This window comes from Polaromonas sp. P1_E11, assembly GCF_056405995.1.
The window spans coordinates 347524-372276 of record NZ_JBFUBA010000002.1; the positions used below are offsets into that span (position 1 = coordinate 347524).

Here is a 24753-nt window from a genome sequence, read left to right on the forward strand (position 1 = left end):
CATCATTCAAATTATTTGAATGATATTTCCCTCAATGAGCAATAACCGGATTCGCGACGCCCTGACCCCGGAGAGCATCAGTCTGATTGGCGCGGTGCACCGGGCCGGCAGCATGGCAGCGGCGGCACGCGAGCTGGGCCTGGTTCCCAGCGCCCTCACCTACCGCATCCGCCAGGTGGAAGACGCCCTTGACGTGCTGCTGTTTGACCGGTCATCACGCCAGGCCAAACTGACCGAGGCCGGCAGGGAACTGCTGCGTGAAGGCAATCGCCTGCTGGCCGAACTCGACACCGTAGCCAATCGTGTCAAGCGCGTCGCCACCGGCTGGGAGCCGCAACTCACGCTGGCTGTGGACAGCGTGATCTCACGCACCACCGTGATGGAGCTGTGCGAAGCTTTTTTTGCCCTGAACCCGCCCACGCGCCTGCGGATTCGCGAAGAAGCGCTGTCAGGCACGCTGGAAGCGCTTACCTCAGGCCAGGCAGACCTGGCCATCGGGGTGGCCATGGAACCGTCCGTCAACACGTCGGTGCAGCACAAGACACTGGGCAGCATTCATTTCATTTATGCCGTGGCGCCCCATCACCCGCTGGCAAAGGCCGCCGAACCGGTGACGGACGCGATGCTGATGCCCCACCGCGCTGTGGCCGTGGCGGATTCCGTGCAGCGTGGCAGCGGCATCACTGTGGGCCTGCTCGGTGGCCAGGACATTTTTACGGTGCCGGGCATGCAGGAAAAACTGCAAGCCCAGCTGCGGGGCCTGGGTGGCGGCTTTTTGCCCGAATACCTTGCGCGTCCGCATGTCGCCACCGGCAGGCTGGTCGAGAAAAAAATGCAGCGAGCCCCACGCCTCGTACCCATGAGTTACGCGTGGTTGCGCGCCGTGGACGGCCAGGGCGGGCGGGCACTGCAGTGGTGGCTCAAGCAACTGGAGAACCCCGCCACGCGAAAAGCGCTGCTGGAGCGTGACCAGTCTGCATGAAAACCCGTAGTTACGCGCAATATCCGCGCATGCGCTGCGGCTGCGTGTAGAGTGTGTGCGTAGAACAGCTTCCTGAAGTTTTCGTTTATGGTTGAGATGTGATGACATACGCCGGGACGCCGCAAACCGTTTGAATGACCCGCAGCACGCCCATTCGTCAAACCGCACAAAGTACAAAGACATGACAAAAAAATCCATCCGCCCCCCTGAATCCGCGGCCCCGCGCCGCATTGCCGTCATAGGCGCGGGCATTGCGGGCATTGCCTGTGCCCGCACTCTGGCGCAGGCCGGGCACCGCGTCACCGTGTTTGAAAAAAGCCGGGGCGCCGGCGGCCGGATGGCCACACGCGAAAGCGAATTCGGTGGTTTTGACCACGGCACGCAATATTTCACCGTGCGGGACGCGCGTTTTGAGAAGGCCCTGGCCACCGCCACCGGGCTGGTCCGGCCCTGGAGCGCCAACACCGTGCGCATCCTCGACGAACTCGGCCGTGTCGTGGCCTCGGCGCTGCCGCCCAAGGAAGCCCACTGGGTCGCCTCACCCGGCATGAACGCACTGGTGCGGCTGTGGGCCCAGCCCCTGGATGCCGCCGGCCAACTCGCGCTGGAAACCGAAGTCATGCGGATCGAACCCGACAAGCTGCACGCCAGCCAGTGGCAATTGCAAACCGAAGGGCCCGGCGCAGACAGCCGCGTGCATTCAGGTTTTGACACCGTCATTCTGGCGGTGCCGTCTTCGCAGGCGCAGGCCCTGTTGCTCAGTTCACAGCAGGCCAAGCCCCTGGTGGCCGAGCTGTCGGAAGTCAGCGTTGCGCCCTGCTGGACGCTGATGCTGGCTTTTCCGCAGGCGATGCAGCCCACCATGGCGCACCTGGGCCCCCACTGGAATGCAGCGCGCAGCACGCACCACCGCATTGCCTGGCTGGCGCGGGAATCGTCCAAGCCCGGGCGCAGCCCGATTGAACGCTGGACCGTGCAGGCCAGCCCGGAATGGTCGGAACGCCACCTGGAAGACGATGCCGAGCGCGTCAAGGCCAAGCTGCTGAAGGCTTTCACTGAAGTGACGGGCATCCGCGCCCAGCCGCCACACGCGGCGGTGCACCGCTGGCGCCACGCCCAGACGCAACAACCGCTGGGCAAAACACACGCCTGGGACGCCAAATCGCGCATTGGCGCGTGCGGCGACTGGTGCCTGGGCCACCGGGTAGAAGACGGCTTTGTCTCGGGCCTTGAAATGGCCCTGGAAATTTGTTAGCCCCCACGCTTGTCGCTTCGCGTACTGCGCTGCCCCCCGAGGGGGCTGGCCTTGCTTGGGGCGGCCCGGCGCGGCGGCCGCCAGGTTAGCTTTCTCATAGTTTCTTCTGCTTATGGCCTCGGGCTACAACGGTAGATTTGCCCCTTCTCCCACAGGCCCGCTTCACGCGGGCTCGCTGGTGGCGGCCCTGGCCAGCTGGCTGGATGCCCGGGCCCACCACGGCCGCTGGCTGGTACGCATCGAGGATGTCGATACCCCGCGCTGCGTGCCGGGCGCAGACCGCGTCATTCTTGAACAGCTCGCCTGTTGCGGCCTGGTGCCGGATGAACCACCGGTTTATCAATCACAACGCGGCGCGCTGTACCAGAACGCGCTCGACTCGTTGATCACCCACGGCCTGGCTTACCCCTGCGCTTGCACACGGCAGGACATTGCGCAGGCGCTGGCGGCTTCCGGGCAGCCACGCGAACGCCATGGCGAACTGGTGTACCCCGGCACCTGCCGCAATGGGCTGCATGGCCGTGCTGCACGTGCGTGGCGGTTTTTGACACAGAATTATGTGCCGAATAGTGGCCTGAACCAATCAGGACGGGCGCAAGCAGCTATAGATTTAATAGCAAACGACGCCACGCCACCAGCTGCCGCACAAGCCGAAGTCCGATGGGACGACCGCCGCCTGGGCACACAGATGCAAAACGTCGGCCGTGAGGTCGGCGACTTTGTCCTCAAGCGCGCGGACGGCCTGTGGGCCTACCAGCTGGCCGTGGTGGTGGACGACGCGGCCCAGGGCATCACCGACATCGTTCGCGGCGAAGACCTTGCCGACAACACCGCGCGGCAAATCCTGCTGCAGCGCGCACTCGGCTTGCCGCTACCGCGCTACCTGCACACGCCGCTGGTGCTGGGCGCCAACGGTGAAAAGCTGTCCAAACAGAACGGTGCCCAGCCGCTGGACACGGCCCACCCGCTAACGTTGCTGGCCCAGGCGGGCAAAACGCTCGGGCTGGAAGTCGAGCGTATAGCCAACACAGAGACACCCGCCGCCTGGCTTCAACAGGCCATCCCGCTCTGGGCGACTAAAATCCCCCAGTGACTGAAACCCTCCCCCCTGTGCCGCCCTCCTCGCCCGAAGGCGCGCCCGCCGACACCCACCCGCCCCACAACATCCGCAGCTTCGTGCGCCGCACCGGCCGCACCACGGCGGGCCAGGCCAAGGCCTTTGCCGATGTGGGCCCGAAGTTTTTGCTGCCCTATGCCGATGCGCCGCTGGACTTTGAAAAAGCCTTTGGGCGCAGCGCCCCCACCATCCTCGAAATAGGGTTTGGCATGGGCGAGGCCACGGCGCACATTGCCGCGCTGATGCCCGAGAAGAACTTCCTCTGCTGCGAAGTGCACACGCCCGGCGTGGGCGCCCTGCTCAAACGCATTGACGAACAGAACCTGTCCAACATCCGCATCCTGCAGCACGATGCCGTTGAGGTGATTGACGACATGCTCCCCCGCGCCAGCCTTGACGGCGCGCACATCTTTTTTCCCGACCCCTGGCACAAGAAAAAACACAACAAGCGCCGGCTGATCCAGCCGCCGCTGATCACCAAACTCGCGGCCCGCCTCAAACCCGGCGGCTACCTGCATTGCGCCACCGACTGGCAGCTTTATGCCGAGCAAATCCTGGAAGTGCTGGGCGCCGAGCCGTTGCTGAAAAACACCGCAGACAGCAGCGCCGGCGGCTATGCGCCCAAGCCAGCCTACCGGCCACTGACCAAATTTGAAAACCGCGGTATCAAGCTGGGGCACGGCGTCTGGGACGTCGTGTTTGTGCGTGCCTGATCTTGCGGCTGCGCGGGTGTGAGCAAAACACCGAAGCTCGGGCTGCATGGTTTGGCCACGCGGGCCGGCATCAGCCCCAGTTGCGTCGGCCTGCCGGCCGGCAGCTGGCCCAGCATCACTGACTTTCTGGTGGAACGCTTTCCGGCCATCTCGCGCGAGGTATGGTTGCAACGCATGCACAACGGCCTGGTGGTCGATGAATTCGGTGAAGCCGTCACCGCCGAACGCCCCTACCGCGGCCACATGCGCGTGTACTACTACCGCGCCCTGGACGAAGAACCCCGCATTCCGTTTGAAGAGACCGTGCTGTTTCAGGACGAACACCTGGTGGTGGCCGACAAGCCACATTTTTTGCCTGTGACGCCCTCGGGTCACTACCTGCAGGAGACCCTGCTGGTGCGCCTGAAGAACCGGCTCGGCATCGACGGCCTGGTACCCATCCACCGCATTGACCGTGAGACCGCAGGCCTGGTGCTGTTCTCGGTCAACCCGGCTGAACGCGACGCCTACCAGTCACTGTTTCGCCGGCATGAGGTCACCAAGCATTACGAAGCCGTGGCCCCATGGCGTGGCGACATCGGCTTTCCCCTCACGCGCAAAAGCCGCATCGTCGAAGACGAGCCTTTTTTCCGGCAACGCGAAATAGAGGGCCAGCCCAATAGCGAAACGCTGATCGATGTGCTCGACGTAAAGGACGACATAGCGCGGTATGCCCTAAGCCCCGTGACTGGCAAGAAACACCAGCTGCGGGTGCACATGAATGCGCTTGGCCTGCCACTGCTGAATGACCGTATGTACCCACCGGTCGAAGTGACACCGGAAGACGATTACCGCTACCCGCTACAGTTGCTGGCCAAGTCCATTGCGTTCATGGACCCTGTAACAGGCGAGCAGCGACGCTTTGAAAGCCGGCTGTCGCTGCGGGATTTGCAGACTTGATCAGGGCCTTATATGTCGCCCATAGCGCCAAGCCGCGTCCGGTTATGACCCGCCGCATCTGCTCAAACCCAGTCGCAGATAGAAGCCTTCTGTGGGATTGACGTTGGAGATAACCGGCTGGCCATAGATGGACGAAGTCCGCCACGAGAACGTAGTGTCGATCGACTTGTTAGGCATCGCTGCCCGCCTTTCGCAAAGTGCTGCAGTGCTCACACGTACACCCTGGGCTGTGGAACGCCATTATGAGAATGAGCCGATCCCACAACAAAATTCCCCAGTAGTTGAAGTCATCCAGGTTCGGGTACTGCACAAACTTGTAGTCGAATACACCGGGGTAGCTGCCGCGTGATGCAACGTCGTGCAGCGCGTGCAAGAATCGCTCGGGCGGCGGCCGGTCAGGAGGCGCAATTTCGAGAGAATTAGGCGTGTCTTCTGGAACGAACTCACCGAATTCGCAGAAGTACAGGCCGCGCACGATCTTCCAGGCAACTCGATGAATCCTCGCACCTTCGATCCGTTGCGCCACTAGGCCAGGGGGAAGAAGAATGCCGCCTGGGGCGTGCTGAAACTCGTTCAGTACTTTATGAACCAGCGGAACCTTCTCACCCGCCCCGTACTTCTCAAATATCTCCCGCAGGAACGCGCCTCCGGAATATGAACCGGTACCGTACGGTGCCAGAGCATTTACGAAGTAGTCCTCGTCATGCTGGTACGCCCTGTTGCACGCCGCATGAACAGGAATCGTCAGCATGTTCGGAGAGTACGCCTTCCGAACCTCCTTCGCGTACAGCTGCTTTGGTGGAACGTGGTCCCCGCTTGTCGGCGGCAGCAGCGGCTTGCCACAGAGATAGCAGATGGTGGGTTGAAACAGCACCGAGCGAGGCCTAGCGTCGGAGGCAACCGGGCCGCAACACATACGGCGAAACCGCCTCCTGCAGTTGCCGGTCCGTGTTGACTGACTTATTAAAGAGCATTCTCACTCAGTTGCTCTCTTCGGTTAGATAGGCCTCGAATTTGCGCCCCTCTTTTGTGACGAGCGTGCACACGCAATCATAGGTGGGAAGTCCCTGCGGAAAGACGATGCGACCTACAGAGAAGTTATAGGTGAGCGTTGCGCTCTGTAAGATTTCGAGCGCGAAGCCTTCCTTGGCAAGGATGTCAACGAGAGACGGCTTCAAGGCGCACACGATCTCCAAAACCACTCCTTCCTGGACTTGACTCGGCACCACTTCTTGCCTGATCACGTCAATTACTACCACCGGTGCATTCTCGCGCTTGGCCGCCTTCGCGAGGTGGTGGATGGCGTAGTCGTCGGTCCAGTAGTTCAGCGTGCTCGCGAACTGGTGCGCAAGGCTATGCGCGACAGATCTGAGTGGCTTTAGCGACGACACGTAACTTGCCTTTAAGGTCGAAGCTGCCCGCCACGCAGCAAGCGCCTCAAAGAGGCATTCTGCTGCTGCGTGTCCACGCCGGGCGAAATGTTAAAACCCGTCTGATCGGCAGAGCTCAAGAACATGCTACGCCTTAATCTCACTCGCCCGCTCGCTACCACATGCGGCACAAAAGTGAGCCTGCCGGGTGCGCAACGGCTTCCCGCACGAATGGCAAGGCGGACCATACAAACTAAGTCGATGATGAAACAGCGCATTTGCGTTCGTTTCTTTGAAGCCCGTGAGGTTTTCGTATGCATCAAGGGCGACCCGTCCAAAGCCCTTCGATGTTGCCTCAGCCAATGAACACCCATGCAGCTCCCTATATGCCTTGATCTGCGCCACCCCGTTGCTGAGAAATGGCGAAACGGTCTGCCACTCTTCGTCAGTGAGCATCGGAAGCTCCATCTTGCAACGCCAACAGTAGAGGGTGTGAGGCATAGCTCGAGGTTTAACGCAAAAATGACCGGACCACCACCATTCGCGGCGAAGCCGCCTCCTGTAGGTGTGGGTCCGTGTCGATTGACAAGTTAAGTCTCACTCCTCATGCGCCTCCATCGCAGTCCCGCAGCCAAAGAGAAACTGAATGCTAGTAGGAGGTGCTGCCCCACAACATACGACGTCGTAAACCCGAGGTGACGGAAGGCGGGACGGTCCCCCGCCGACAGGAGAACAGCGACGAGCACAGAGACTACGACGGATGCGGCTAACACGATAGGGATAGTAGCCCAGCCCCTACGACCGAGCGCAAAGATGACAGGTAAACCGACAAGGGCAACACCCACAAGAGCGACACAGGTCATGAGTATGAACTCGACGACGTAGGCGCGAACCTGCACCTCCCAATAGTTCTCAGGGGAAACATGCCACTTTGAGACGGCTTCATCCAGGGGCACGTAGCTTGAAATGGCAGTAATGACTGAACAGGCCAATATCACCGCCAAGTATCCGGCGACCAGTCTCCGCGCACTCAACACTGGCCTAGGAGCGCTGCCCCTGTAGTGCATTGCAGAAGCGCCGGCAACGATAAGAAGCGCGGCGAACAATACGAACGGTGATGCGAAAACCTCGGCGCCCATAAGACCTAACGCAGAGGTAGCCGGCGCACAACGAGTGCCGAGCGCCGCAAGCGCGGACGACCTTGGACGTCCGCGTTGACCGCCTTGTTAGGTTGCGTGCTCATTTCGGTGGCGTTTTGGGGGGATTGCCGAACTCGGCATCCGTTGCGCTGAACATTGGACCAGCCGGCGCTCGATGAGTATGAGGCGGCGGCAAATTCACTACAAGAGATCTGGCCACCCGGTCTGCCAACGATTGGCGCGTGGGCGAGCGTTCCAGCACGCTTGATTCCACAGCTACCAGCGCAACCACTGCAAGCATGCCCACCACCGGAGCGAAAGATGGCCCCTCGAGAAGCACAAGTGGAAGCGCGCGGACTAGCGCTCGCGCAAATGACCGCGCAGCAGTGAGCGGACCGCCCGAATCGCTGCAAACCATGATGTTGGCGACATAGCGACCGAAGGTTTGGCCATGGTTTGTGACAACCAACGTACCTTGGTACAGCACGAAGACAGCAGCAAAGACGTCCCACCGCGCGAGGTCATGGTGCAATTGGTCCGCGACAGTTCCAACAATCAGGAAGAGAACGAACGTCGTTACCGTGTCGACCACAAACGCTGCGTAGCGACGAGACGGCTCGGCGGTGAATGAAGACTGGAATGCCACTGAGCAACCTAACGTTGGCGATGAACGGTCGACAACGGCGTGCCGCGTTCCGAAGAATGAGGCATGCAGCCACCGCCGTTGACGATCCGATCGATCAACAAGTTAAGCCTTACTTCTTTCACACCATCTACCTGCTGCTGAGTGCTGCGCCAAGCACCGCAAAAACAACAAATGCCAAAACCACGATAACGGCGCAAAACGCATATGCGAAGAACAATGGCACTTTGCCTTTCGCCATGTACAGCCAACACGCAAGCGGCAGGCCAACAAGTAAAAGTAACCCGCCACGCCAAACGCTCAATAGGCCAAGAATAATCGCAATAATCTTATTTATGGTGATGGATTGCGGCTCAGGAAGTCCTTTCGCGGTTAGCTCCGGTGACGACGGCAGAGGTGCACCACATACAGTGCAAACAATCGCATCGTTATCGCCTGTCGTGGCGCACTTTGGGCAGAACGACATAAGGTTTAACGTAATGTATGCCGCAAAACCTGCGGTATAACCTGGCGCTTGCAATCTAATCTGGACATCTAAAACCCCTGTAAGCCGCTTGCATGCTGGGCTTCAAGCCCATACACGGTGAATTTATACAGTTATAAAAATTCCGTGAAACCCCGCAAATTTTCAGTCCAGTTTTACACAGCTTTTGGCGTTGGGCACGCTGACAATGCTGATCCAAACAATGAAGCGCTTTACAGCAAGAACGTCCTGACAATACCGGTTCCAATCGCTGTCTCATTGTTTCCTGCATCACCAGCCCTTGTCAGGCTGCACGCCGCGTAATGCTTAAGCCTTGACCTCTTTTGCCGTGATTTGATACTTGAAATCGTCCGGCGCGTAAGAGTCAAAACGTCCGGCCGCGTTTTCAGCCACGGGGTACATGAAGAAGCCGAGCTTCTCGCCGCTGGCTTTGGGCAGCGCGACGTCATGGGCGGTGTTGTAGGCCATCCAGTTGCCTTCCCAGCCGCCAAACAGCGCCTTGTTGACAGGCGCCACCACCGGGTTGGCCGTGGTCTTGATCCACTCGGCCGTTTCCAGGCGCATGACCTTGGCCACGTCGGCCGGGTCCATCGCCACCCAGCCGTAGCCCTTGAGATAAACCTCCGCGCGGCAATGCTGCGCACCCTTGAGGCTGGCGGGGTTACCCGAGAGCTCCTTGTAGCCAAAGGCTGAAGGCACCAGGCGAATGCCGTACACGTCGCGCGCCGGCAGGCCGACCGAGCGGCACAGGCCCACAAACAGCGCATTCAGGTCGGCGCACTTGCCGCCCAGGTTGCCGGTTTCCAGCATGGTCTTGATGTCGCCTTCGCCACAGCCGCGCACCTTGGGTTCGCGGTAGGTGTTGGCCACAATCCAGTCGTAGAGTTTTTGCGCCTTTTCCACATCTGTCTTGGCACCCTGGGTGGCGGCCACTGCGGTCTTGCGCACAATGCCGTCGGTCGGGATGAGGACGGTAGGACGCGTGAAGTAACGCAGTGTGTCAGCGCTTTCGGCCGGGGCGGTCTTCTGCGACCAGTCCATCGCGCGGCCTTGTGTCTGCACGCGGCTGGTCAGCTCCACATAGGGCTTTGTTTCAGTGGCCGCAAACTCCACATAAAGCATCTTCGCGCCGTCCTGGCCGTCCTGCATGAGCTTGGCGGTGCCGTTGCTGGAGAAACCATTTTCCAGCGAGTGCTGGTAGTCGCTGTTGACCGAGGGGATCGGCAGCCACACTTTGGTCACGCCTTGCGGTTTGAGGATGTCAACGCGCGTGGTCACGTCGAAAGTTCGCCAAGCGCCGCTTTGGGGTGCGAAGTTGCTGCGGCTGGGCGCGGCGGCGGGCGTCTGGGCAAAGTTGATGGCGGGCAATGCAGCGGCTACGGCGGCAGCGGCGGTGTTCTTCAGGAAAGTGCGGCGTACGGTCGACATGAAAGGTATCTCCGGGTGGGAAAGAACCTGTTCACGGTCTAAACGGGGTCGCGTTGGGGTGCAATCGGGATGATTGGGCCGACCGGGTCCGCTGCATGGGCTAATGCCCATGCAAGGGCTCGGGTGGCTCAATCGCCCGATTTCACCCCAACCCGAAGGGCAAGTGCCTTCTCGGGCGGTCTGCGGCGTTGCGGCGCTAACCCATAGCTATGCTATGGGCGTCGCACCGCGCCTTGCATCCCATCCCGGGAAGGAACTTGCGCGGCCCCGTTTAGGCCGTGAACAGGTTCTAAGGGCAACGTGCACCGGAGCAGGTAAAGATGCTCCGGGATGTCTGGCAGCCCACACCGCCCGCAAAGGCAGCGCAAGGGCTGACCTTCAATTATCGCTGCTGCCGTGCCGGGCGGGATTCAGGGCTTGAGCAAGCCGGCAATCAGCTTTTCGGCGGCCGGGCTGGTCCAGTCGACCTCACCAGTCACGCGCTGGCGCGGCCGGCCGGTGCGGTCAATCATCAAGGTGGTCGGGAAAACCTTCACGCCCCAGCCCCGCGCAGCTTTGCCGTCCAGGTCCAGCAGCACCGGCAGTGTTACGCCGGTGGTCTTGGCGAACTGCAGCGCACGCGCCGCCGGCTCCTTGAAGTTGATGGCCAGGACCAGCAGTTTGTCGTCGCCGTAGAGGTCGGCAATCTGCTGCAGCGTCGGCATTTCAGCGCGGCAGGGTTCGCACCAGCTGGCCCAGAAATTCAACAGCACGGCACGGCCGCGCAAATCGGCCGGGCGCCAGGTCTTGCCGGTTGTGTCCACCAGCGAGAACGCTGCCAATGGACCGGCCCAGGGAGACACTTCATAAGCCGGGCCGGTCAGCCCCTGCGACATTGCGGGAAGCACGGCCGCCCCTGAGCCGGCGGCGATTGTCTGCTGCAGGAAATGGCGGCGGGAAATAAACGGGGTGGGAAACGGGGTCGGCATGGGCCCTGGTGTTGGTACGCAGGTTGAGGGGTAAATGGGGTGGACGACTTCTATCGCTGCAAGAACAGGCACTGCCTGCATTTTAGGGACCGTATAGCATCCGCTGCATGCGCCAGCGGCGCCTTCACACAAATCACAGGAACTTCATGAACATCCATATCCGGGACGCGCAAGCCGGCGACGCCGCAGCGATTCACGCCTTCATCGTTGAACTGGCCATCTATGAAAAAGCTGAGCACGAGGTCATCGCGAGCATCGCAGACATCGAGCGCAGCCTGTTTGAGGCCGGGACGCCTGCCCGGGCCCTCATCTGCGAGATAGACGGCCAGCCTGTGGGCTTTGCGGTGTATTTCCTCAGCTACTCCACCTGGCTGGGACGCAAAGGCATGTACCTGGAGGATTTGTACGTATCGCCCCAACACCGGGGTAGCGGCGCCGGCAAGGGGCTGTTGCGCCACCTGGCCCGGCTGGCTTTTGACAGCGGCTGCGGGCGGCTCGAATGGAGCGTGCTGGACTGGAACGAGCCGGCAATCCAGTTTTACCAGTCGCTGGGCGCCAGGCCGCAAGCTGAATGGGTGCGCTACCGCATGGCCGGTGAAACCCTGCAGCACTTCGCGCAGGGGGACACAAGCCAGGTTCAGCCAACGCCCTGAGCCGCTCGCGCGATTATCGGTAAGGGCCCGGCTTTTGTAAGAAATAGCAGCATTCAGCGACCAAGTGACACAGGAAGTACAGATGGCGGTGAAAACCGCGCTCAGCCCAGCGGGCGGTCCACAAGAACCCTATATAGGACAGCATTTGGTCGACACCGCTTGCGCCCAAAGCGGTTCAGTCCTACAAAGGCGTTTCGCTATCTGCTTTTAAATCTGTCGATATCACTTAACTGGCTGATCCAACGTGAACCTGCCCCTCAAATTTCCCGGCCTGGCTGAGGCCCTGCCAACGGCATCGCCGCAGTTCATCAACCTCTACAACGAGTCGCAATCGGGCCAGACCCAAAATGTGGCGCAGGAGCTGGAAGAGGGTTTGCTTGAGCCCACGGCCACCATCAGCCCCAAATTCTTTTACAACGAACTGGGCTCGAAACTTTTCGAGGCCATTACAGGCCTGGAGGAGTACTACCCAACCCGCACCGAGGCCGCCATTTTTGCGGCCTCCTACCCGAAAATCGCCGCCACGCTGAGCGCGAACGGCATCCACAACGCCTGCCTGATCGACCTGGGCGCCGGCAACTGCGCCAAAGCTGCAGCGCTCATTCCGCATCTTCAGCCGCGGCAATATGTGCCGGTCGACATTTCGGTGGAATTTTTAAGGGATGCCGCCGCGCAGGTGCAAAACAGCTTCCCCGCACTCGACATCGTCGGCCTGGGCATGGATTTTTCGTCCGGTCTGGTATTGCCGCGCGAGGTGCAAAGCCAGGAACGGGTGTTTTTCTACCCCGGCTCCAGCCTGGGCAACTTTCATCCGGCGCAGGCCCTGCGGTTCTTGCGGCACATCGCTGACCCGGCGCAGGGCAAGGCGCGCGGCCTGTTGCTGGGCATTGACCTGGTGAAGGACACTGCACGGCTGGAAGCGGCTTACGACGACGCGCTGGGCGTGACGGCCGCTTTCAACAAAAACGTGCTGCTCAACGTCAACGAGCTCCTGCAGGCGGATTTTGATGTTCGCCAGTGGCGCCACGTAGCGCTCTTCAACGCCGCAGAGTCGCGCATCGAAATGCACCTGGAAGCCCTGTCGGACTTTACGGTGCGCTGGCCCGGGCATGCGCGGCGCTTTGGCGCCGGCGAGCGCATCCACACCGAATGCTCTTACAAGTACACCGTGGAAAGCATGACGGCGCTGTTGCGGCAGGCCGGATTCGGGCAGGTTCGCTACTGGACCGACCCGCAAAGCTGGTTTGCGGTGTTCTGGGCCGCCGTTGAGTGAAAAAGCAATGAAAAAGGCCAATTTCTTGAACGAAATTGGCCTCCAGCCCTTTACTACCGTGCGCGAGCAGCTATCAAATTAATAGCGATTTGACGGACCGCCTCAGGCGCGCTCGGTCACCCAGGCCTGCACAGACTTCAGTGCATCACCCAGTTTGGAGGCATCGGTGCCGCCAGCCATGGCCATGTCGGCCTTGCCGCCGCCCTTGCCGCCCACCTGCTGGGCCACAAAGTTCACCAGCTCACCGGCCTTGACCTTGCCGACGCTGTCGGCGGTCACGCCCGCGGCGATCTGCACCTTGTCGCCATCGACGGCGGCCAGCACGATGACGGCGGTTTTGAGTTTGTCTTTCAGCTTGTCCATGGTGTCGCGCAGCGTCTTGGCATCAGCGCCTTCGAGCTTCGCGGCCAGCACCTTGAGGCCCTTGACGTCAACAGCCTGCGTGACCAGCTCATCGCCTTGTGAAGAAGCCAGCTTGCCCTTGAGCGCGGCGATTTCTTTCTCCAGCGATTTGACCTGGTCCAGCACCTGGCTGATGCGGCCCTGCAACTCGGACGGGCTGGCCTTGAGCGAGCCGGCCGCGGCTTCCACCGTGGATTCAAGCGACTGCAGGTAAGCCAGCGCGTTTTCGCCGGTCACGGCTTCCACGCGCCGCACGCCCGCCGCCACACCGCTTTCAGCCACGATCTTGAAGAGGCCGATATCACCGGTGCGTTTGACGTGAACGCCACCGCAGAGCTCCTTGCTGGAGCCGATCGTCAGCACGCGCACGGTCTCACCGTACTTTTCACCGAAAAGCATCATCGCGCCGGATTTTTGCGCGTCTTCCATGGCCATCACACTGGCATCGGTCGCCACGTTGGACAAAATTTCGGCATTGACGCGCGCCTCGATCTCACGGATCTGCGCGTCAGTGACCGGTGCGTTATGCGCAAAGTCAAAGCGCGTGCGCTCGGCATTCACCAGGCTGCCCTTTTGCTGCACGTGGTCGCCCAGCACTTCACGCAGGGCCTTGTGCATCAGGTGGGTGGCGCTGTGGTTGCGCACGGTCGCGGCGCGCAGCGCGGTGTTGACCTGCGCGGTCACGGTGTCGCCGACTTTCAGCGTGCCCTCTTCCTGCGTGCCGTGATGGCCGAACACGTCGGCCTTGATCTTGAGCGTATCGTCCACCGTGAAGGTGGAGCCGGTGGCCGTGAGCCGGCCCTGGTCACCGACCTGGCCGCCGCTTTCGGCGTAGAACGGTGTCGTGCTCAGCACCACCACGCCGCTTTGGCCTGCATTGAGTGCCTGCACGGCCACACCGTCGGCATACAGCGCGACAACTTTGGCGGGCTCTTCGAGCAATTCGTAGCCAGTGAAAGCGTGGCCTTCACCGGAATATTCGAGTGCACGGTCCATCTTGAACTTGCCGGCGGCGCGTGCCTGGTTCTTTTGCTTGTCCATGGCGGCCTTGAAACCGGCTTCGTCAACCTCGACGCCGCGCTCGCGGCACACGTCGGCCGACAAGTCCAGCGGGAAGCCGTAGGTGTCGTGCAGCTTGAAGGCGACGTCGCCCGGCAGCACCTTGGCACCACCGGCCAGGGCGGTGTCCAGGATGGTCATGCCGATTTCGAGTGTTTCGAAGAAGCGCTCTTCTTCGGCTTTCAGCACGGACGTGATGCGGGCTTCGTCGGCCTTCAGCTTGGGATAGGCGTCGCCCATCAGGCGCGCAAGGTCTGCCACCAGCTTGTGGAAGAACGGTGTCTTTTTGCCCAGCTTGTAGCCGTGGCGGATCGCGCGGCGGATGATGCGGCGCTGCACGTAACCGCGGCCCTCGTTCGAAGGGTTGACGCCATCGCTCACCAGAAATGCGGTGGCACGGATGTGGTCGGCAATGACAAACAGGCTCTTGTTGCCCAGGTCTTTTTCGCCGGTCTCGCGTGAGGCTGCCTTGATCAGTTCGGCAAAGATGTCGATTTCATAGTTGCTGTGCACGTGCTGCAGGATGGCAGCCAGGCGCTCCAGGCCCATGCCGGTATCCACGCAGGGCGCGGGCAGTTTGGTGACGCTGCCGTCGGCGGCCATGTCGAACTGCATGAACACGTTGTTCCAGATTTCGATGAAGCGGTCGCCGTCTTCATCGGGGCTACCGGGTGGGCCGCCGGGGATGTGGTCGCCGTGGTCGTAAAAGATTTCCGAGCAGGGGCCGCAGGGGCCGGTGTCGGCCATCATCCAGAAATTGTCGGACTTGTAGCGGCCGCCCTTGTTGTCGCCGATGCGAATGACGCGCTCGGGCGGCAGGCCGATCTCTTTGGTCCAGATGTCGTAGGCCTCGTCGTCCTCTTCATAGACGGTGGCCAGCAGGCGCTCGGGCGGCAGCTTGTAGACCTCGGTCAACAATTCCCAGGCCCATTTGAGCGATTCGCGCTTGAAGTAATCGCCAAAACTCCAGTTGCCCAGCATTTCAAAGAAGGTGTGGTGGCGCGCGGTGTAGCCCACGTTTTCCAGGTCGTTGTGCTTGCCGCCGGCGCGCAGGCAGGCCTGTACCGAGGCTGCGCGCACGTAGGGGCGCTTGTCGGTGCCCAGGAACACATCCTTGAACTGCACCATGCCCGAGTTGGTGAACATCAGCGTCGGGTCGTTACCCGGCACCAGCGAGCTGGACGGCACCACGGTGTGGCCTTTGGACGCGAAGAAATCGAGAAATGTCTTGCGAATGTCCGAGACGGTGAATACAGGCGTTGACGCTGACGTGGAGGCTGTCGTGGAGTTGGGATGGCTCATGGTCTGCAATAGTGGTTTTGGCAAGGCGGCGCCCCTCGGGCTCACCCGCTTTGGCTAAGCCTTTGATTATAGGTTTGAGGGGGATGCCCCCGCTTTATTGGGCTGTCTGCCGGCCGAGATCAATGCGGTGGGACAAAAAGCGCCATATGCGCTCATCGTCGCTGAAAGCAACGTTAAAGCGGAGCCAACCCGTCGGATGGGGCTCCAGCAGAAACAATTGCCCCGGGCCCAGCATGATGCCCTCGGGCGTAGCCTCTTTGGACAGGACGGCCCCATCGGGAAGGTCCGGGTGCCGGGCCCACAGGTACATGCCGGCCCCTGGCTCATGGAAAAGCTCAAAACCCAGGCCGGTCAGGTTCTTTTCGGTCTTGCGGTGCGCCGCCGCCAGCTTCTCGCGAAGTGACTTGAGATGCTTGCGCCAGCGGCCGTCAGTGACCACCCCGAAAGTCAGCCGTTCGGCGATATCGGACGAGGTAAGGCCCGAAATCATCTTGAGCTGTGCCAGGTCCTCGATCAGCTCGCCTCGTGCCAGCAGGTAGCCCACGCGCAAATTGGGGGAAATTGTTTTGGAATAGCTGCCGATGTAGACCACGCGCTGCAGCTGGTCCAGGCTTGCCAGCGTGGACCGCGAGACCGGGTCCATGTCGGCGTAAATATCGTTTTCCACCAGCGTGAAGCCGTGCGTCTCGGCCAGTTGCAGCAAGCGGTGCAGATGGGCCGCGGACGCAATCGAACACGTCGGGCTTTGCAAACGGGGTTGGGTGAAGAAGGCCTTGGGCTTGTGCTCTGCCAGCAGCGCCTCCAGCGCAGCCAGGTCGTAACCCGTGGGGGTGCGCGGCACACCCACAAGGTTGGCGCCCAAAAACCGCAACATGAACATCAGGTTGGGATAGCCGGGGCTATCGACCAGCACGGTGTCTCCCGGTTTGACCAGTTGCCGGGCCACCAGGTCCAGCGCCTGGCTGGAGCCTTGCGTCAGCAACACCTGGTCCACCTCGACCGATATCTGGTTTTCGGCGAGCGCCTCCGCAATGACCATGCGCAGGGCCATATGCCCGTAAGGCAGGCCATAGCCTTCAAGCGAAGAGCCGTCTGCCGACAGGTGCCGCATGCTGCGGCGAATCGCGTCTCCGAACAGGAAATCGTGCGGCAGCCAGCCGCAACCGGGTTTCATCGGCAGGTTGCGGTTTTCAAAAATCTGCTTGAGGTACCAGCGTGCGTCAAATTTCGGCTGCGGGGGCTGTGCGTATGGCACGCCCGACGCACCATCATCGCCCCTGCGCTTGACGAAAAACCCGGCATTGGCCCGGGAAACGAGCCATCCCTGGGCTACAAGCCGGTCGTAAGCCTCTACCACCGTAAAAACGCTGACGCCGTGCTGGGCGGCAAAACCGCGGATCGAAGGCAGCTTGACGCCCGGTTTCAGCGCTTGCCCGGCAATCATGCCCCGCAGGCCGTCGACGATCTGGCTCACCAGGGGGGTCTGCAGTTCCGGGCGAAGTGTGAGCATCAAAAAACCAAAAAGGGCAGATTGTGCATCGCAATGCCCATGCACCGGGTTGGGGAATCCATGTACAGGATTCTAGACCCGCACAGTGTGTTGAAAACAGCGCGGCGGTGTACATGGACGGCCCTTGCCCCGGCTTCTAAAGTCCATCCATCTTTTTCCTCAACCCAGTCAACCCAGAAATTCCGGAAATCACCTTCACCATGCAGCCAAACCAGACTTCCAGCAACGCCGCCCTGATGGCGCGCCGCCAAGCCGCCGTGACACGCGGCGTAGGCCAGGCCCACGAGATTTTTGTCAGCCGGGCGAAAAATGCCGAACTGTGGGACGTTGAAGGCCGCCGCTACATCGACTTCGCCGGCGGCATCGCCGTGCTCAACACCGGCCACCTCCATACCGAGGTCATTGCCGCCGTCAAGGCCCAGCTCGATCTCTACACACACACCTGCTTCCAGGTCGTCGCCTATGAGCCCTACGTTGAACTGGCCGAGAAGCTCAATGCCCTGGCACCCGGAAATTTCGCCAAAAAGACCCTGCTGCTGACCACCGGCGCCGAAGCAGTCGAAAACGCGGTCAAGGTGGCGCGGTCTTACACCAAGCGCCCCGGCATCATTGCCTTTACCGGCGGCTACCACGGCCGGACGAACATGACACTGGGCATGACCGGAAAGGTGGCGCCCTACAAGCTGGGGTTCGGTCCCTTTCCCGGCGAAGTGTTCCACGCCGAATACCCCAACGTGCTGCACGGCGTGAGCATCGACCAGGCACTGCACTCGGTTGAGCAAATTCTCAAAAACGACGTCGAACCCGAGCGCGTGGCGGCGTTCATCATTGAACCGGTGCAAGGTGAAGGCGGCTTCTACATTGCCCCGCCCGAATTCATCAGCCGCCTGAAAGCGCTGGCCGACCGGCACGGCATTTTGCTGATCGCCGACGAAGTCCAGACCGGCGCGGGGCGCACGGGCACCTGGTATGCCAGCGAACAGTGGCCCGTGGCGCCCGATCTGATCGCCATCGCCAAATCCATGGCGGGCGGCTTCCCGATCTCGGGCCTGGTCGGCCGCGCCGAGGTCATGGATGCGCCCGGCCCCGGCGGGCTGGGCGGCACCTACGCCGGCAGCCCCATTGGTTGCGCGGCAGCGCTGGCGGTGCTCAAGGCCTTTGACAAAGAAAAACTCCTGGCGCGCAGCAAAACGCTGGGCGCCCACTTGATCAAGGGCTTGCAGGCCATTGCAAAAAAGGAGCCCTCTATCGGCGACGTGCGGGGCCTTGGCGCCATGGTGGCCATAGAGCTCTTTGAAAACGGGGACCCTGCCCGCCCCGATGCGGCGCTGACCAAGCGCGTGGTGGCCGAAGCCGCCCGGCGCGGATTGATATTGCTCTCATGCGGTACCTACGGTAATGTGATCAGGATTCTGGTTCCCCTCACGGCGTCTGACGCTCTGCTGGACGAAGGCCTGCAAATCCTGGCCGACAGCCTCGCCGCATCGCGCTGATCTTCGTGGACAGCTCAGGAAAACCGATGACTGATAACGATGTCCTTGTGCGCTTTTCAGGCGTGCAGAAAACCTATGACGGCAAACAGCTTGTCGTGCAGCAACTCGACCTCGACATTCATCGCGGGGAATTCCTGAGCCTGCTGGGTCCCTCCGGCTCGGGGAAAACCACCACGCTGATGATGCTGGCGGGGTTCGAATCCCCCACAGCGGGAGAGATTTTTCTCAATGGCGCGCAGATCACCGGCACGCCGCCACACAAACGCAACTTCGGCATGGTGTTCCAGAACTACGCCCTCTTCCCGCACCTCACGGTGGGCCAAAACGTGGCCTATCCGCTCACGGTGCGCAAGGTTTCAAAGGCCGACCAGGCCAGCCGCGTCAAGCGTGCACTCGACATGGTCCGACTGACAGGCATGTCGGACCGCCTGCCGGGACAACTCTCGGGCGGGCAGCAGCAGCGCGTTGCGCTGGCCCGGGCACTGGTGTTCGAACCCCAGCTGGTGTTGATGGACGAGCCGCTGGGCGCGCTGGACAAGCAGCTGCGCGAACACATGCAGATCGAGCTGAAGGAGTTGCACAAGCAGCTGGGCGTCACGTTTGTCTATGTCACCCACGACCAGGGGGAAGCCTTGACGATGAGCGACCGGGTAGCAGTCTTCAACGATGGCGCGATCCAGCAGCTGGCGCCGGTAGAGGCACTGTATGAGACGCCCTCCAACCGTTTTGTTGCCGGTTTCGTCGGAGACAGCACGGTACTCAAAGGCAAGGGAAATGCCACAGGCATCGAATTGCCGGATGGCCGCGTTCTGGGCGGCACCAACGTGAATCAGGCGGCTGCTGGCGCGCAGGTCGAAGCCTACATCCGGCCCGAGCGCATTGTGTTGCATCGCCAGGTGCCGGCATCGCCTGCCAGTGCTTTGCCCGCGCACGTGGCCCGCATCATCTATTTCGGCGACCACCTGCGGCTGCTGTGTGAGGTCGGTGCCGGCCAGGCGGAAGCGACAGTCAAGCTGCCGCTCACCCTGTTGAACGGCCAGCCGCCGCCGCAACCGGGCGAAGCGGTACACCTCGAATTTCCGCCCGCATTTACGCGGATTTATGCGGTGTAACCGCTTTCTCCTTTCACCATTTTCAATGTTCCCTTCTGCCTTTATTAACCACCGAGGAAATAGCACCATGAAGAAAAACATCATCGCCCTTGCCATGGCTTCGTGCCTGGCCGTACCCGCGTTCGCGCAGCAGCAGATCACTGTCGTGAACTTCGGCGGCGCCAATGCCAATGCGCAGAAAAAGGCCTACTACGAGCCCTTCGAAAAAGCAGGCACCAAAGTCGTTGCCGTGGAATACAACGGCGAGCAGGCCAAGATCAAAGCCATGGTCGAGACGAAAAAAGTCACCTGGGATGTGGTCGAGGTCGAAGCACCCGACGTGCAACGCGGTTGCGATGAGGGCTTGTTTGAAAAAATCGACTTCAGCAAAATTGGCCCCAAGGCAGACTTTCTGCCTGCAGCCGTGAAGGAATGCGGTGTGGGCGTTTTTGTGTGGTCCACCGTGATGGCCTGGAACGCCGACAAGGTCAAGACCGCCCCCACAAGCTGGGCCGATTTCTGGGACGTCAAGAAGATCCCCGGCAAGCGCGGCATGCGCAAGGGCGCCCGCTACAACCTCGAGTTCGCACTGATGGCCGACGGCGTCAAACCCGCCGACGTCTACAAAGTCCTGGCCACCAAGGACGGGGCCGACCGCGCGTTTCGCAAGCTGACAGAACTCAAGCCCAGCATCCAGTGGTGGGAAGCCGGCGCCCAGCCTGCGCAGTTCCTCGTGGCCGGTGACGTCGCCCTCAGCACCGTCTACAACGGCCGCATCGACGCCGCCAACCGTGAAGGCCGCAACCTGAAGATCTACTGGCCCGGCGGCATTTATGACCTGGACTATTGGGTCATCCCCAAAGGCGCTCCCAACAAGGATGCGTCGATGAAATTCATCGCCTTTGCCAGCCAGCCAGCCACCCAGGCCGTCTATGCGCAGAACATTGCCTACGGCCCCGTCAACAACCAGGCTTTGGCCAAGCTCGACAAGAAGGTGCTGGACGATCTGCCAACGTCGCCGGCCAATGCCAAAGAGGCGATCCAGATGAATGTTGGCTTCTGGGCCGACCAGGGCGAGGCGCTTGAAAAACGCTTTGCTGCCTGGGCGACGCAATAAGCCGGCGGAGCAAGCACCCCATGAGCAGCATCACCAGCCAGGGCCCCCTTCAGGGCAATGACGCCGTCACATTGCGTCAGGCGCTGTCGCGCGCGGACGCTCGTCGAAAATGGCGCGCCTTTGCACTCACAGTGCCCTTGCTGGTGTTTTTGCTGCTGACCTTGCTGGTGCCGATTGCGGCCCTGTTGCAACGCGCGGTTGAAAATCCGGAGGTGGCGCGGGCGCTGCCCCGGACGGCCAAAAGCCTCAAGGACTGGAACGCCCAGACACCCCCCGGCCCTGCAAGTTACGCAGCACTGGTGGAAGACCTGGGCCATCTTTCTGACAGTTCAGATGCCGGTGCACTGGCACGTCGCCTCAACTCCGAAGTGCCGGGTGCGCGCTCCCTTGTCATGGGGACCTATCGCGCGCTGCCTGTCACGGGCTCGCCTGAAGAAATACAGGCCAGGCTGCTCCAGCTCGACCCACGCTGGGCGGAACCCCTCTTCTGGCAAGCGATTGCCAAAAACAGTTCCCGCTGGACGCCCGACTATCTGCTGGCGTCGGTAGACCTGCGACGCGACAGCAAGGGCGAGGTGGAACGCATGCCGCCGGACCAGCGCGCTTTCGGCGCCATTTTGCTGCGAACCTTTCAGATCAGTTTTCTGGTCACCGTTTTTTGCCTTGCGCTGGGTTACCCCCTGGCCTGGTGGTTGGCCTCACTGCCGGCGCGCAAGGCGAACCTTTTGATGATTCTGGTGCTCGTGCCTTTCTGGACATCGATTCTGGTGCGCGTGGCGGCCTGGATCGTGCTGCTGCAGTCCGAAGGGCTGGTCAATCGCGGGCTGATGGGTATCGGCCTCATAGACAGCCCCCTGGCGCTGCTGTTCAACCGCGCAGGCGTGGTAATTGCCATGGTGCACATCCTGCTGCCCTTCATGATCCTGCCGCTTTACAGCGTGATGAAAAACGTGCCGGCAACCTACGTGCGGGCCGCCGTGTCGCTGGGCAGCGCACCCCTGTCTGCCTTCTTTCGGGTGTATGTGCCGCAGACCTATCCCGGCATCAGCGCAGGCGCGTTGCTGGTGTTCATCCTGTCGATCGGCTATTACGTCACCCCCGCCCTGCTCGGCGGTGCGGATGACCAGATGCTGAGCTACTACATCGCGCGCTACACCAACGTCGAGGTCAATTGGGGCATGGCCTGTGCGCTGGGTGCGGTGTTGCTGACGGCCACCATGGTTCTTTACAGCGTTTACCGGCGCATCGGCAAGGCCGAACTCAGCATCGGTTGACACCTTCTTTTTCAGACCCAGACGCCAATTCATCATGCTCAAAATCAAAGGGCCCGCCTTTCCCCGCTATGCCACCCTGACAGACAAGGCCGGCTGGTGGCTGGTGCGCACCGCCTGCGTTGCCATTCTGGTTTTTTTGCTGGCGCCCATCCTGGTCATGGTGCCGCTGTCTTTTTCCGACAGCTCTTTTTTGAGCTACCCCATCCCGGGCTGGTCGCTGAAGTGGTATCGCAACCTGCTGGACTCGCCTGAATGGGCCAGGGCTGCGAAAAACAGTTTCATTGTGGCGCCCGCTGCGACCCTGATTGCCACCGCGTTGGGCACTTTGGCGGCTGTCGGCTTGTCCCGAACGAACTTCCGGTTCAAGAGCCTGCTGATGGGCATCCTCATCGCGCCCATGGTGGTCCCCATCGTCGTTGTCGGCGTGGCCACCTACCTATATTTCGCCCCGCTGGGCCTTGCCGACAGCTACTTCGGGCTGATCGTGGTGCATGCCGCGCTGGGTGCGCCTTTTGTGCTGACCACCGTACTCGCAACGCTTGCCGGCTTTAACCACAACCTGGTGCGCGCATCGCTCAGCCTTGGCGAGACCCCGTTGCGGACGTTTTTCAGGATCACCCTGCCGGTCATCGCGCCGGGTGTCATTTCGGGCGCACTGTTTGCATTTGCCACCTCGTTTGACGAAGTGGTGGTCACGCTGTTCCTGGCGGGCGCGGACCAGGCCACGCTGCCGAGGCAGATGTTCACCGGCATCCGGGAAAACATCTCACCCACCATCGCGGCCGTTGCCACACTGCTGATCCTGTTCACCACGGCGCTTTTGCTGCTCCTCGAGTGGTTACGCGGGCGCCGGGGCTGACAAGGCATTTGTGATGCCATGCCCTTGCAGGATCGCCAACAGCGGGCGACGGCGTCGCCCCTCATTGGCATCGGGGAAACGAGCGGCCTCAAAGCACCCCGATCCGAAAGCAGTCAAAATCAGCCCCATTGCCCGGATACCCGCAACCACATCCCATTTTTTCAGGACATCTCCATGGACATGAAAACTTCCCCCATCTCCCTTCTCAAAGACCCCAGCATTTTCAAGACCGACGCCCTGATCAATGGCCAGTGGGTAGCCGGTCCATCCCGCTTTGATGTCAATGACCCGGCCACCGGCCTGAAGCTGGCCGATGTGGCCAACCTGGGCGCCCAGGATGCCGAAGCCGCCATTGCCGCGGCCAACGCGGCCTGGCCCGCATGGCGCAGCAAGACCGGCAAGGAGCGCCACGCCATCCTGCTCAAGTGGTACCAGCTGCTGATGGCCAACCAGGAAGACCTGGGCCGCATCATGACCGCCGAGCAGGGCAAGCCCTTTGCCGAGGCCAAGGGCGAAATCGCCTACGGTGCGAGTTTTGTCGAATGGTTTGCCGAGGAAGCCAAGCGCGTCAACGGCGAGACCCTGCCCCAGTTCGACAACAACCGCCGCCTGATGGTCATCAAGCAGCCGATCGGCGTGTGCGCAGCCATCACGCCCTGGAACTTCCCGCTCGCCATGATCACCCGCAAAGTCGCCCCGGCTCTCGCCGCCGGCTGCCCCGTGGTCATCAAGCCGGCCGAGCTCACACCACTGACGGCCCTGGCCGCCGCCGAACTGGCCATCCGCGCCGGCATTCCGGCGGGCGTGCTCAATGTGCTGACAGCCGACAGCGCCAACAGCATTGCCGTGGGCAAGGTGTTTTGCGCCAGCGACGTGGTGCGCCACATCAGCTTTACCGGCTCCACCGAAGTCGGCCGCATCCTGATGGCCCAGAGCGCGCCTTCAATCAAGAAGCTGGCACTGGAGCTGGGCGGCAATGCCCCCTTTATCGTGTTTGACGACGCCGACGTGGATTCGGCCGTAGAAGGCGCCATGGCCAGCAAATACCGCAACGCCGGCCAGACCTGCGTCTGCGCTAACCGCATTTATGTGCAGGACGGCGTGTACGACCAGTTTGTCGAAAAATTCGCCGCCAAGGTCAAGCAGCTGAAAGTCGGCAACGGCTTTGAGGACGGCGTCGTGCAGGGCCCGCTGATTGAGGACGCCGCTGTCGACAAGGTGCAGCGCCATGTGGATGACGCGATGGCCAAGGGCGGTAAGCTGCTCGCGGGCGGCCACAAGATCAAGGGCCAGTTTTTTGAGCCAACCGTGATCTCCGAAGCCACCGCCGACATGCTCTGCGCCCGCGAAGAAACCTTTGGCCCCTTCGCACCGGTGTTCCGCTTCCGGAAAGAGCAGGAGGCAATTGACGCTGCCAACAACACCGAGTTCGGCCTGGCCAGCTATTTTTACAGCCGCGACATCGGCCGCATTTACCGCGTGGCCGAGGCGCTCGAATACGGCATGGTCGGCATCAATGCCGGCGTGATCGCCACTGAACATGTGCCTTTTGGTGGCGTCAAGCAGTCCGGCCTGGGCCGCGAGGGCTCCCGCCATGGCATGGAGGAATACCTGGAGATGAAGTACCTGTGCCTTGGGGACATCCAGCGCTGAACCGATTCACTCATAGCAAACAGCGAATC

22 protein-coding genes are annotated in these 24753 nt (G+C 61.4%); 14 read left to right on the forward strand and 8 right to left on the reverse strand.

Annotation, left to right across the window (positions count from 1 at the left end; all coding sequences use genetic code 11):
• The first annotated feature begins 19 nt into the window (after window positions 1–19).
• The 5 genes from AC1D11_RS09080 (at window position 20) to AC1D11_RS09100 (ending at window position 5006) form a co-directional block, all read left to right on the forward strand.
• Window positions 20–982: a LysR family transcriptional regulator gene (locus AC1D11_RS09080; protein ID WP_477647722.1), complete on the forward strand. Its 963-nt coding sequence runs from the start codon at window positions 20–22 to the stop codon at window positions 980–982.
• 181 nt (window positions 983–1163) lie between these two features.
• The gene (locus AC1D11_RS09085) at window positions 1164–2237 is read left to right on the forward strand and encodes an NAD(P)/FAD-dependent oxidoreductase (RefSeq protein WP_477647723.1); all 1074 of its coding nucleotides are present in this window, start codon (window positions 1164–1166) and stop codon (window positions 2235–2237) included.
• 112 nt (window positions 2238–2349) lie between these two features.
• Complete coding sequence (gene gluQRS / locus AC1D11_RS09090; protein ID WP_477647724.1) at window positions 2350–3330, forward strand: tRNA glutamyl-Q(34) synthetase GluQRS; 981 nt, start codon at window positions 2350–2352, stop codon at window positions 3328–3330.
• Complete coding sequence (gene trmB / locus AC1D11_RS09095; protein WP_477647725.1) at window positions 3327–4067, forward strand: tRNA (guanosine(46)-N7)-methyltransferase TrmB; 741 nt, start codon at window positions 3327–3329, stop codon at window positions 4065–4067. Before gluQRS ends, trmB begins: the two co-directional genes overlap by 4 nt.
• Window positions 4068–4085: 18 nt before the next feature.
• Window positions 4086–5006, forward strand: a complete 921-nt coding sequence (locus tag AC1D11_RS09100; RefSeq protein ID WP_477647726.1) for an RluA family pseudouridine synthase — start codon at window positions 4086–4088, stop codon at window positions 5004–5006.
• A 169-nt stretch (window positions 5007–5175) separates the two neighbouring features.
• Here AC1D11_RS09100 and AC1D11_RS09105 read toward each other — a convergent pair whose 3' ends face one another.
• The 4 genes from AC1D11_RS09105 to AC1D11_RS09120 form a co-directional block, all read right to left on the reverse strand.
• Window positions 5176–5757, reverse strand: coding sequence for a hypothetical protein (locus AC1D11_RS09105; RefSeq protein ID WP_477647727.1), 582 nt, complete (start codon window positions 5755–5757; stop codon window positions 5176–5178).
• Window positions 5758–5986: 229 nt separating this feature from the next.
• Window positions 5987–6397: a hypothetical protein gene (locus tag AC1D11_RS09110; protein ID WP_477647728.1), complete on the reverse strand. Its 411-nt coding sequence runs from the start codon at window positions 6395–6397 to the stop codon at window positions 5987–5989.
• 126 nt (window positions 6398–6523) lie between these two features.
• Window positions 6524–6832: a hypothetical protein gene (locus AC1D11_RS09115; protein WP_477647729.1), complete on the reverse strand. Its 309-nt coding sequence runs from the start codon at window positions 6830–6832 to the stop codon at window positions 6524–6526.
• 783 nt (window positions 6833–7615) lie between these two features.
• The gene (locus tag AC1D11_RS09120) at window positions 7616–8161 is read right to left on the reverse strand and encodes an RDD family protein (RefSeq protein WP_477651440.1); all 546 of its coding nucleotides are present in this window, start codon (window positions 8159–8161) and stop codon (window positions 7616–7618) included.
• On the opposite strand from AC1D11_RS09120, the gene AC1D11_RS09125 reads away from it, so the two are divergent.
• Window positions 8155–8664 (forward strand): hypothetical protein, encoded by a 510-nt coding sequence (locus AC1D11_RS09125; protein ID WP_477646147.1) that lies wholly within the window; start codon window positions 8155–8157, stop codon window positions 8662–8664. The genes AC1D11_RS09120 and AC1D11_RS09125 overlap by 7 nt on opposite strands.
• A 284-nt stretch (window positions 8665–8948) precedes the next feature.
• On the opposite strand, the gene AC1D11_RS09130 is transcribed toward AC1D11_RS09125, so the two are convergent.
• Window positions 8949–10070 (reverse strand): transglutaminase-like domain-containing protein, encoded by a 1122-nt coding sequence (locus tag AC1D11_RS09130; RefSeq protein ID WP_477646148.1) that lies wholly within the window; start codon window positions 10068–10070, stop codon window positions 8949–8951.
• A 410-nt stretch (window positions 10071–10480) separates the two neighbouring features.
• Window positions 10481–11038: a TlpA disulfide reductase family protein gene (locus AC1D11_RS09135; protein ID WP_477646149.1), complete on the reverse strand. Its 558-nt coding sequence runs from the start codon at window positions 11036–11038 to the stop codon at window positions 10481–10483.
• 146 nt (window positions 11039–11184) lie between these two features.
• Between AC1D11_RS09135 and AC1D11_RS09140 the strand changes: the two genes are divergently transcribed.
• Both AC1D11_RS09140 and egtD read left to right on the forward strand, forming a co-directional pair.
• On the forward strand, window positions 11185–11691 hold the full coding sequence (locus AC1D11_RS09140; protein ID WP_477646150.1) for an N-acetyltransferase family protein: 507 nt from the start codon (window positions 11185–11187) through the stop codon (window positions 11689–11691).
• A 244-nt stretch (window positions 11692–11935) separates the two neighbouring features.
• Window positions 11936–12964 carry an L-histidine N(alpha)-methyltransferase gene (egtD, locus tag AC1D11_RS09145; RefSeq protein ID WP_477646151.1) on the forward strand — a complete coding sequence of 343 codons (1029 nt, stop codon included), beginning with the start codon at window positions 11936–11938 and terminating at the stop codon, window positions 12962–12964.
• Between the two features lie 102 nt (window positions 12965–13066).
• On the opposite strand, the gene alaS is transcribed toward egtD, so the two are convergent.
• Together alaS and AC1D11_RS09155 are read right to left on the reverse strand one after the other, a co-directional pair.
• Window positions 13067–15727, reverse strand: coding sequence for an alanine--tRNA ligase (gene alaS / locus AC1D11_RS09150; protein ID WP_477646152.1), 2661 nt, complete (start codon window positions 15725–15727; stop codon window positions 13067–13069).
• Between the two features lie 94 nt (window positions 15728–15821).
• Complete coding sequence (locus AC1D11_RS09155) at window positions 15822–17237, reverse strand: aminotransferase-like domain-containing protein (protein WP_477646153.1); 1416 nt, start codon at window positions 17235–17237, stop codon at window positions 15822–15824.
• A 200-nt stretch (window positions 17238–17437) separates the two neighbouring features.
• Here AC1D11_RS09155 and gabT point away from each other — a divergent pair, with 200 nt between their 5' ends.
• The 6 genes from gabT to AC1D11_RS09185 all read left to right on the forward strand — a co-directional run bounded on the left by gabT (window position 17438) and on the right by AC1D11_RS09185 (window position 24724).
• Window positions 17438–18730: a 4-aminobutyrate--2-oxoglutarate transaminase gene (gene gabT / locus AC1D11_RS09160; RefSeq protein ID WP_477646154.1), complete on the forward strand. Its 1293-nt coding sequence runs from the start codon at window positions 17438–17440 to the stop codon at window positions 18728–18730.
• Between the two features lie 26 nt (window positions 18731–18756).
• A complete protein-coding gene (locus AC1D11_RS09165; RefSeq protein ID WP_477646155.1) occupies window positions 18757–19842 on the forward strand; it encodes an ABC transporter ATP-binding protein in 1086 nt (361 codons plus the stop codon).
• Window positions 19843–19909: 67 nt separating this feature from the next.
• Complete coding sequence (locus tag AC1D11_RS09170; RefSeq protein WP_457280209.1) at window positions 19910–20938, forward strand: ABC transporter substrate-binding protein; 1029 nt, start codon at window positions 19910–19912, stop codon at window positions 20936–20938.
• 20 nt (window positions 20939–20958) lie between these two features.
• Entirely contained in the window at window positions 20959–22212 is a 1254-nt protein-coding gene (locus AC1D11_RS09175) for an ABC transporter permease (protein ID WP_477646156.1), read from the forward strand.
• Window positions 22213–22246: 34 nt separating this feature from the next.
• Complete coding sequence (locus tag AC1D11_RS09180; protein ID WP_477646157.1) at window positions 22247–23071, forward strand: ABC transporter permease; 825 nt, start codon at window positions 22247–22249, stop codon at window positions 23069–23071.
• Between the two features lie 174 nt (window positions 23072–23245).
• The gene (locus AC1D11_RS09185; RefSeq protein ID WP_477646158.1) at window positions 23246–24724 is read left to right on the forward strand and encodes an NAD-dependent succinate-semialdehyde dehydrogenase; all 1479 of its coding nucleotides are present in this window, start codon (window positions 23246–23248) and stop codon (window positions 24722–24724) included.
• Window positions 24725–24753: the final 29 nt, after the last annotated feature.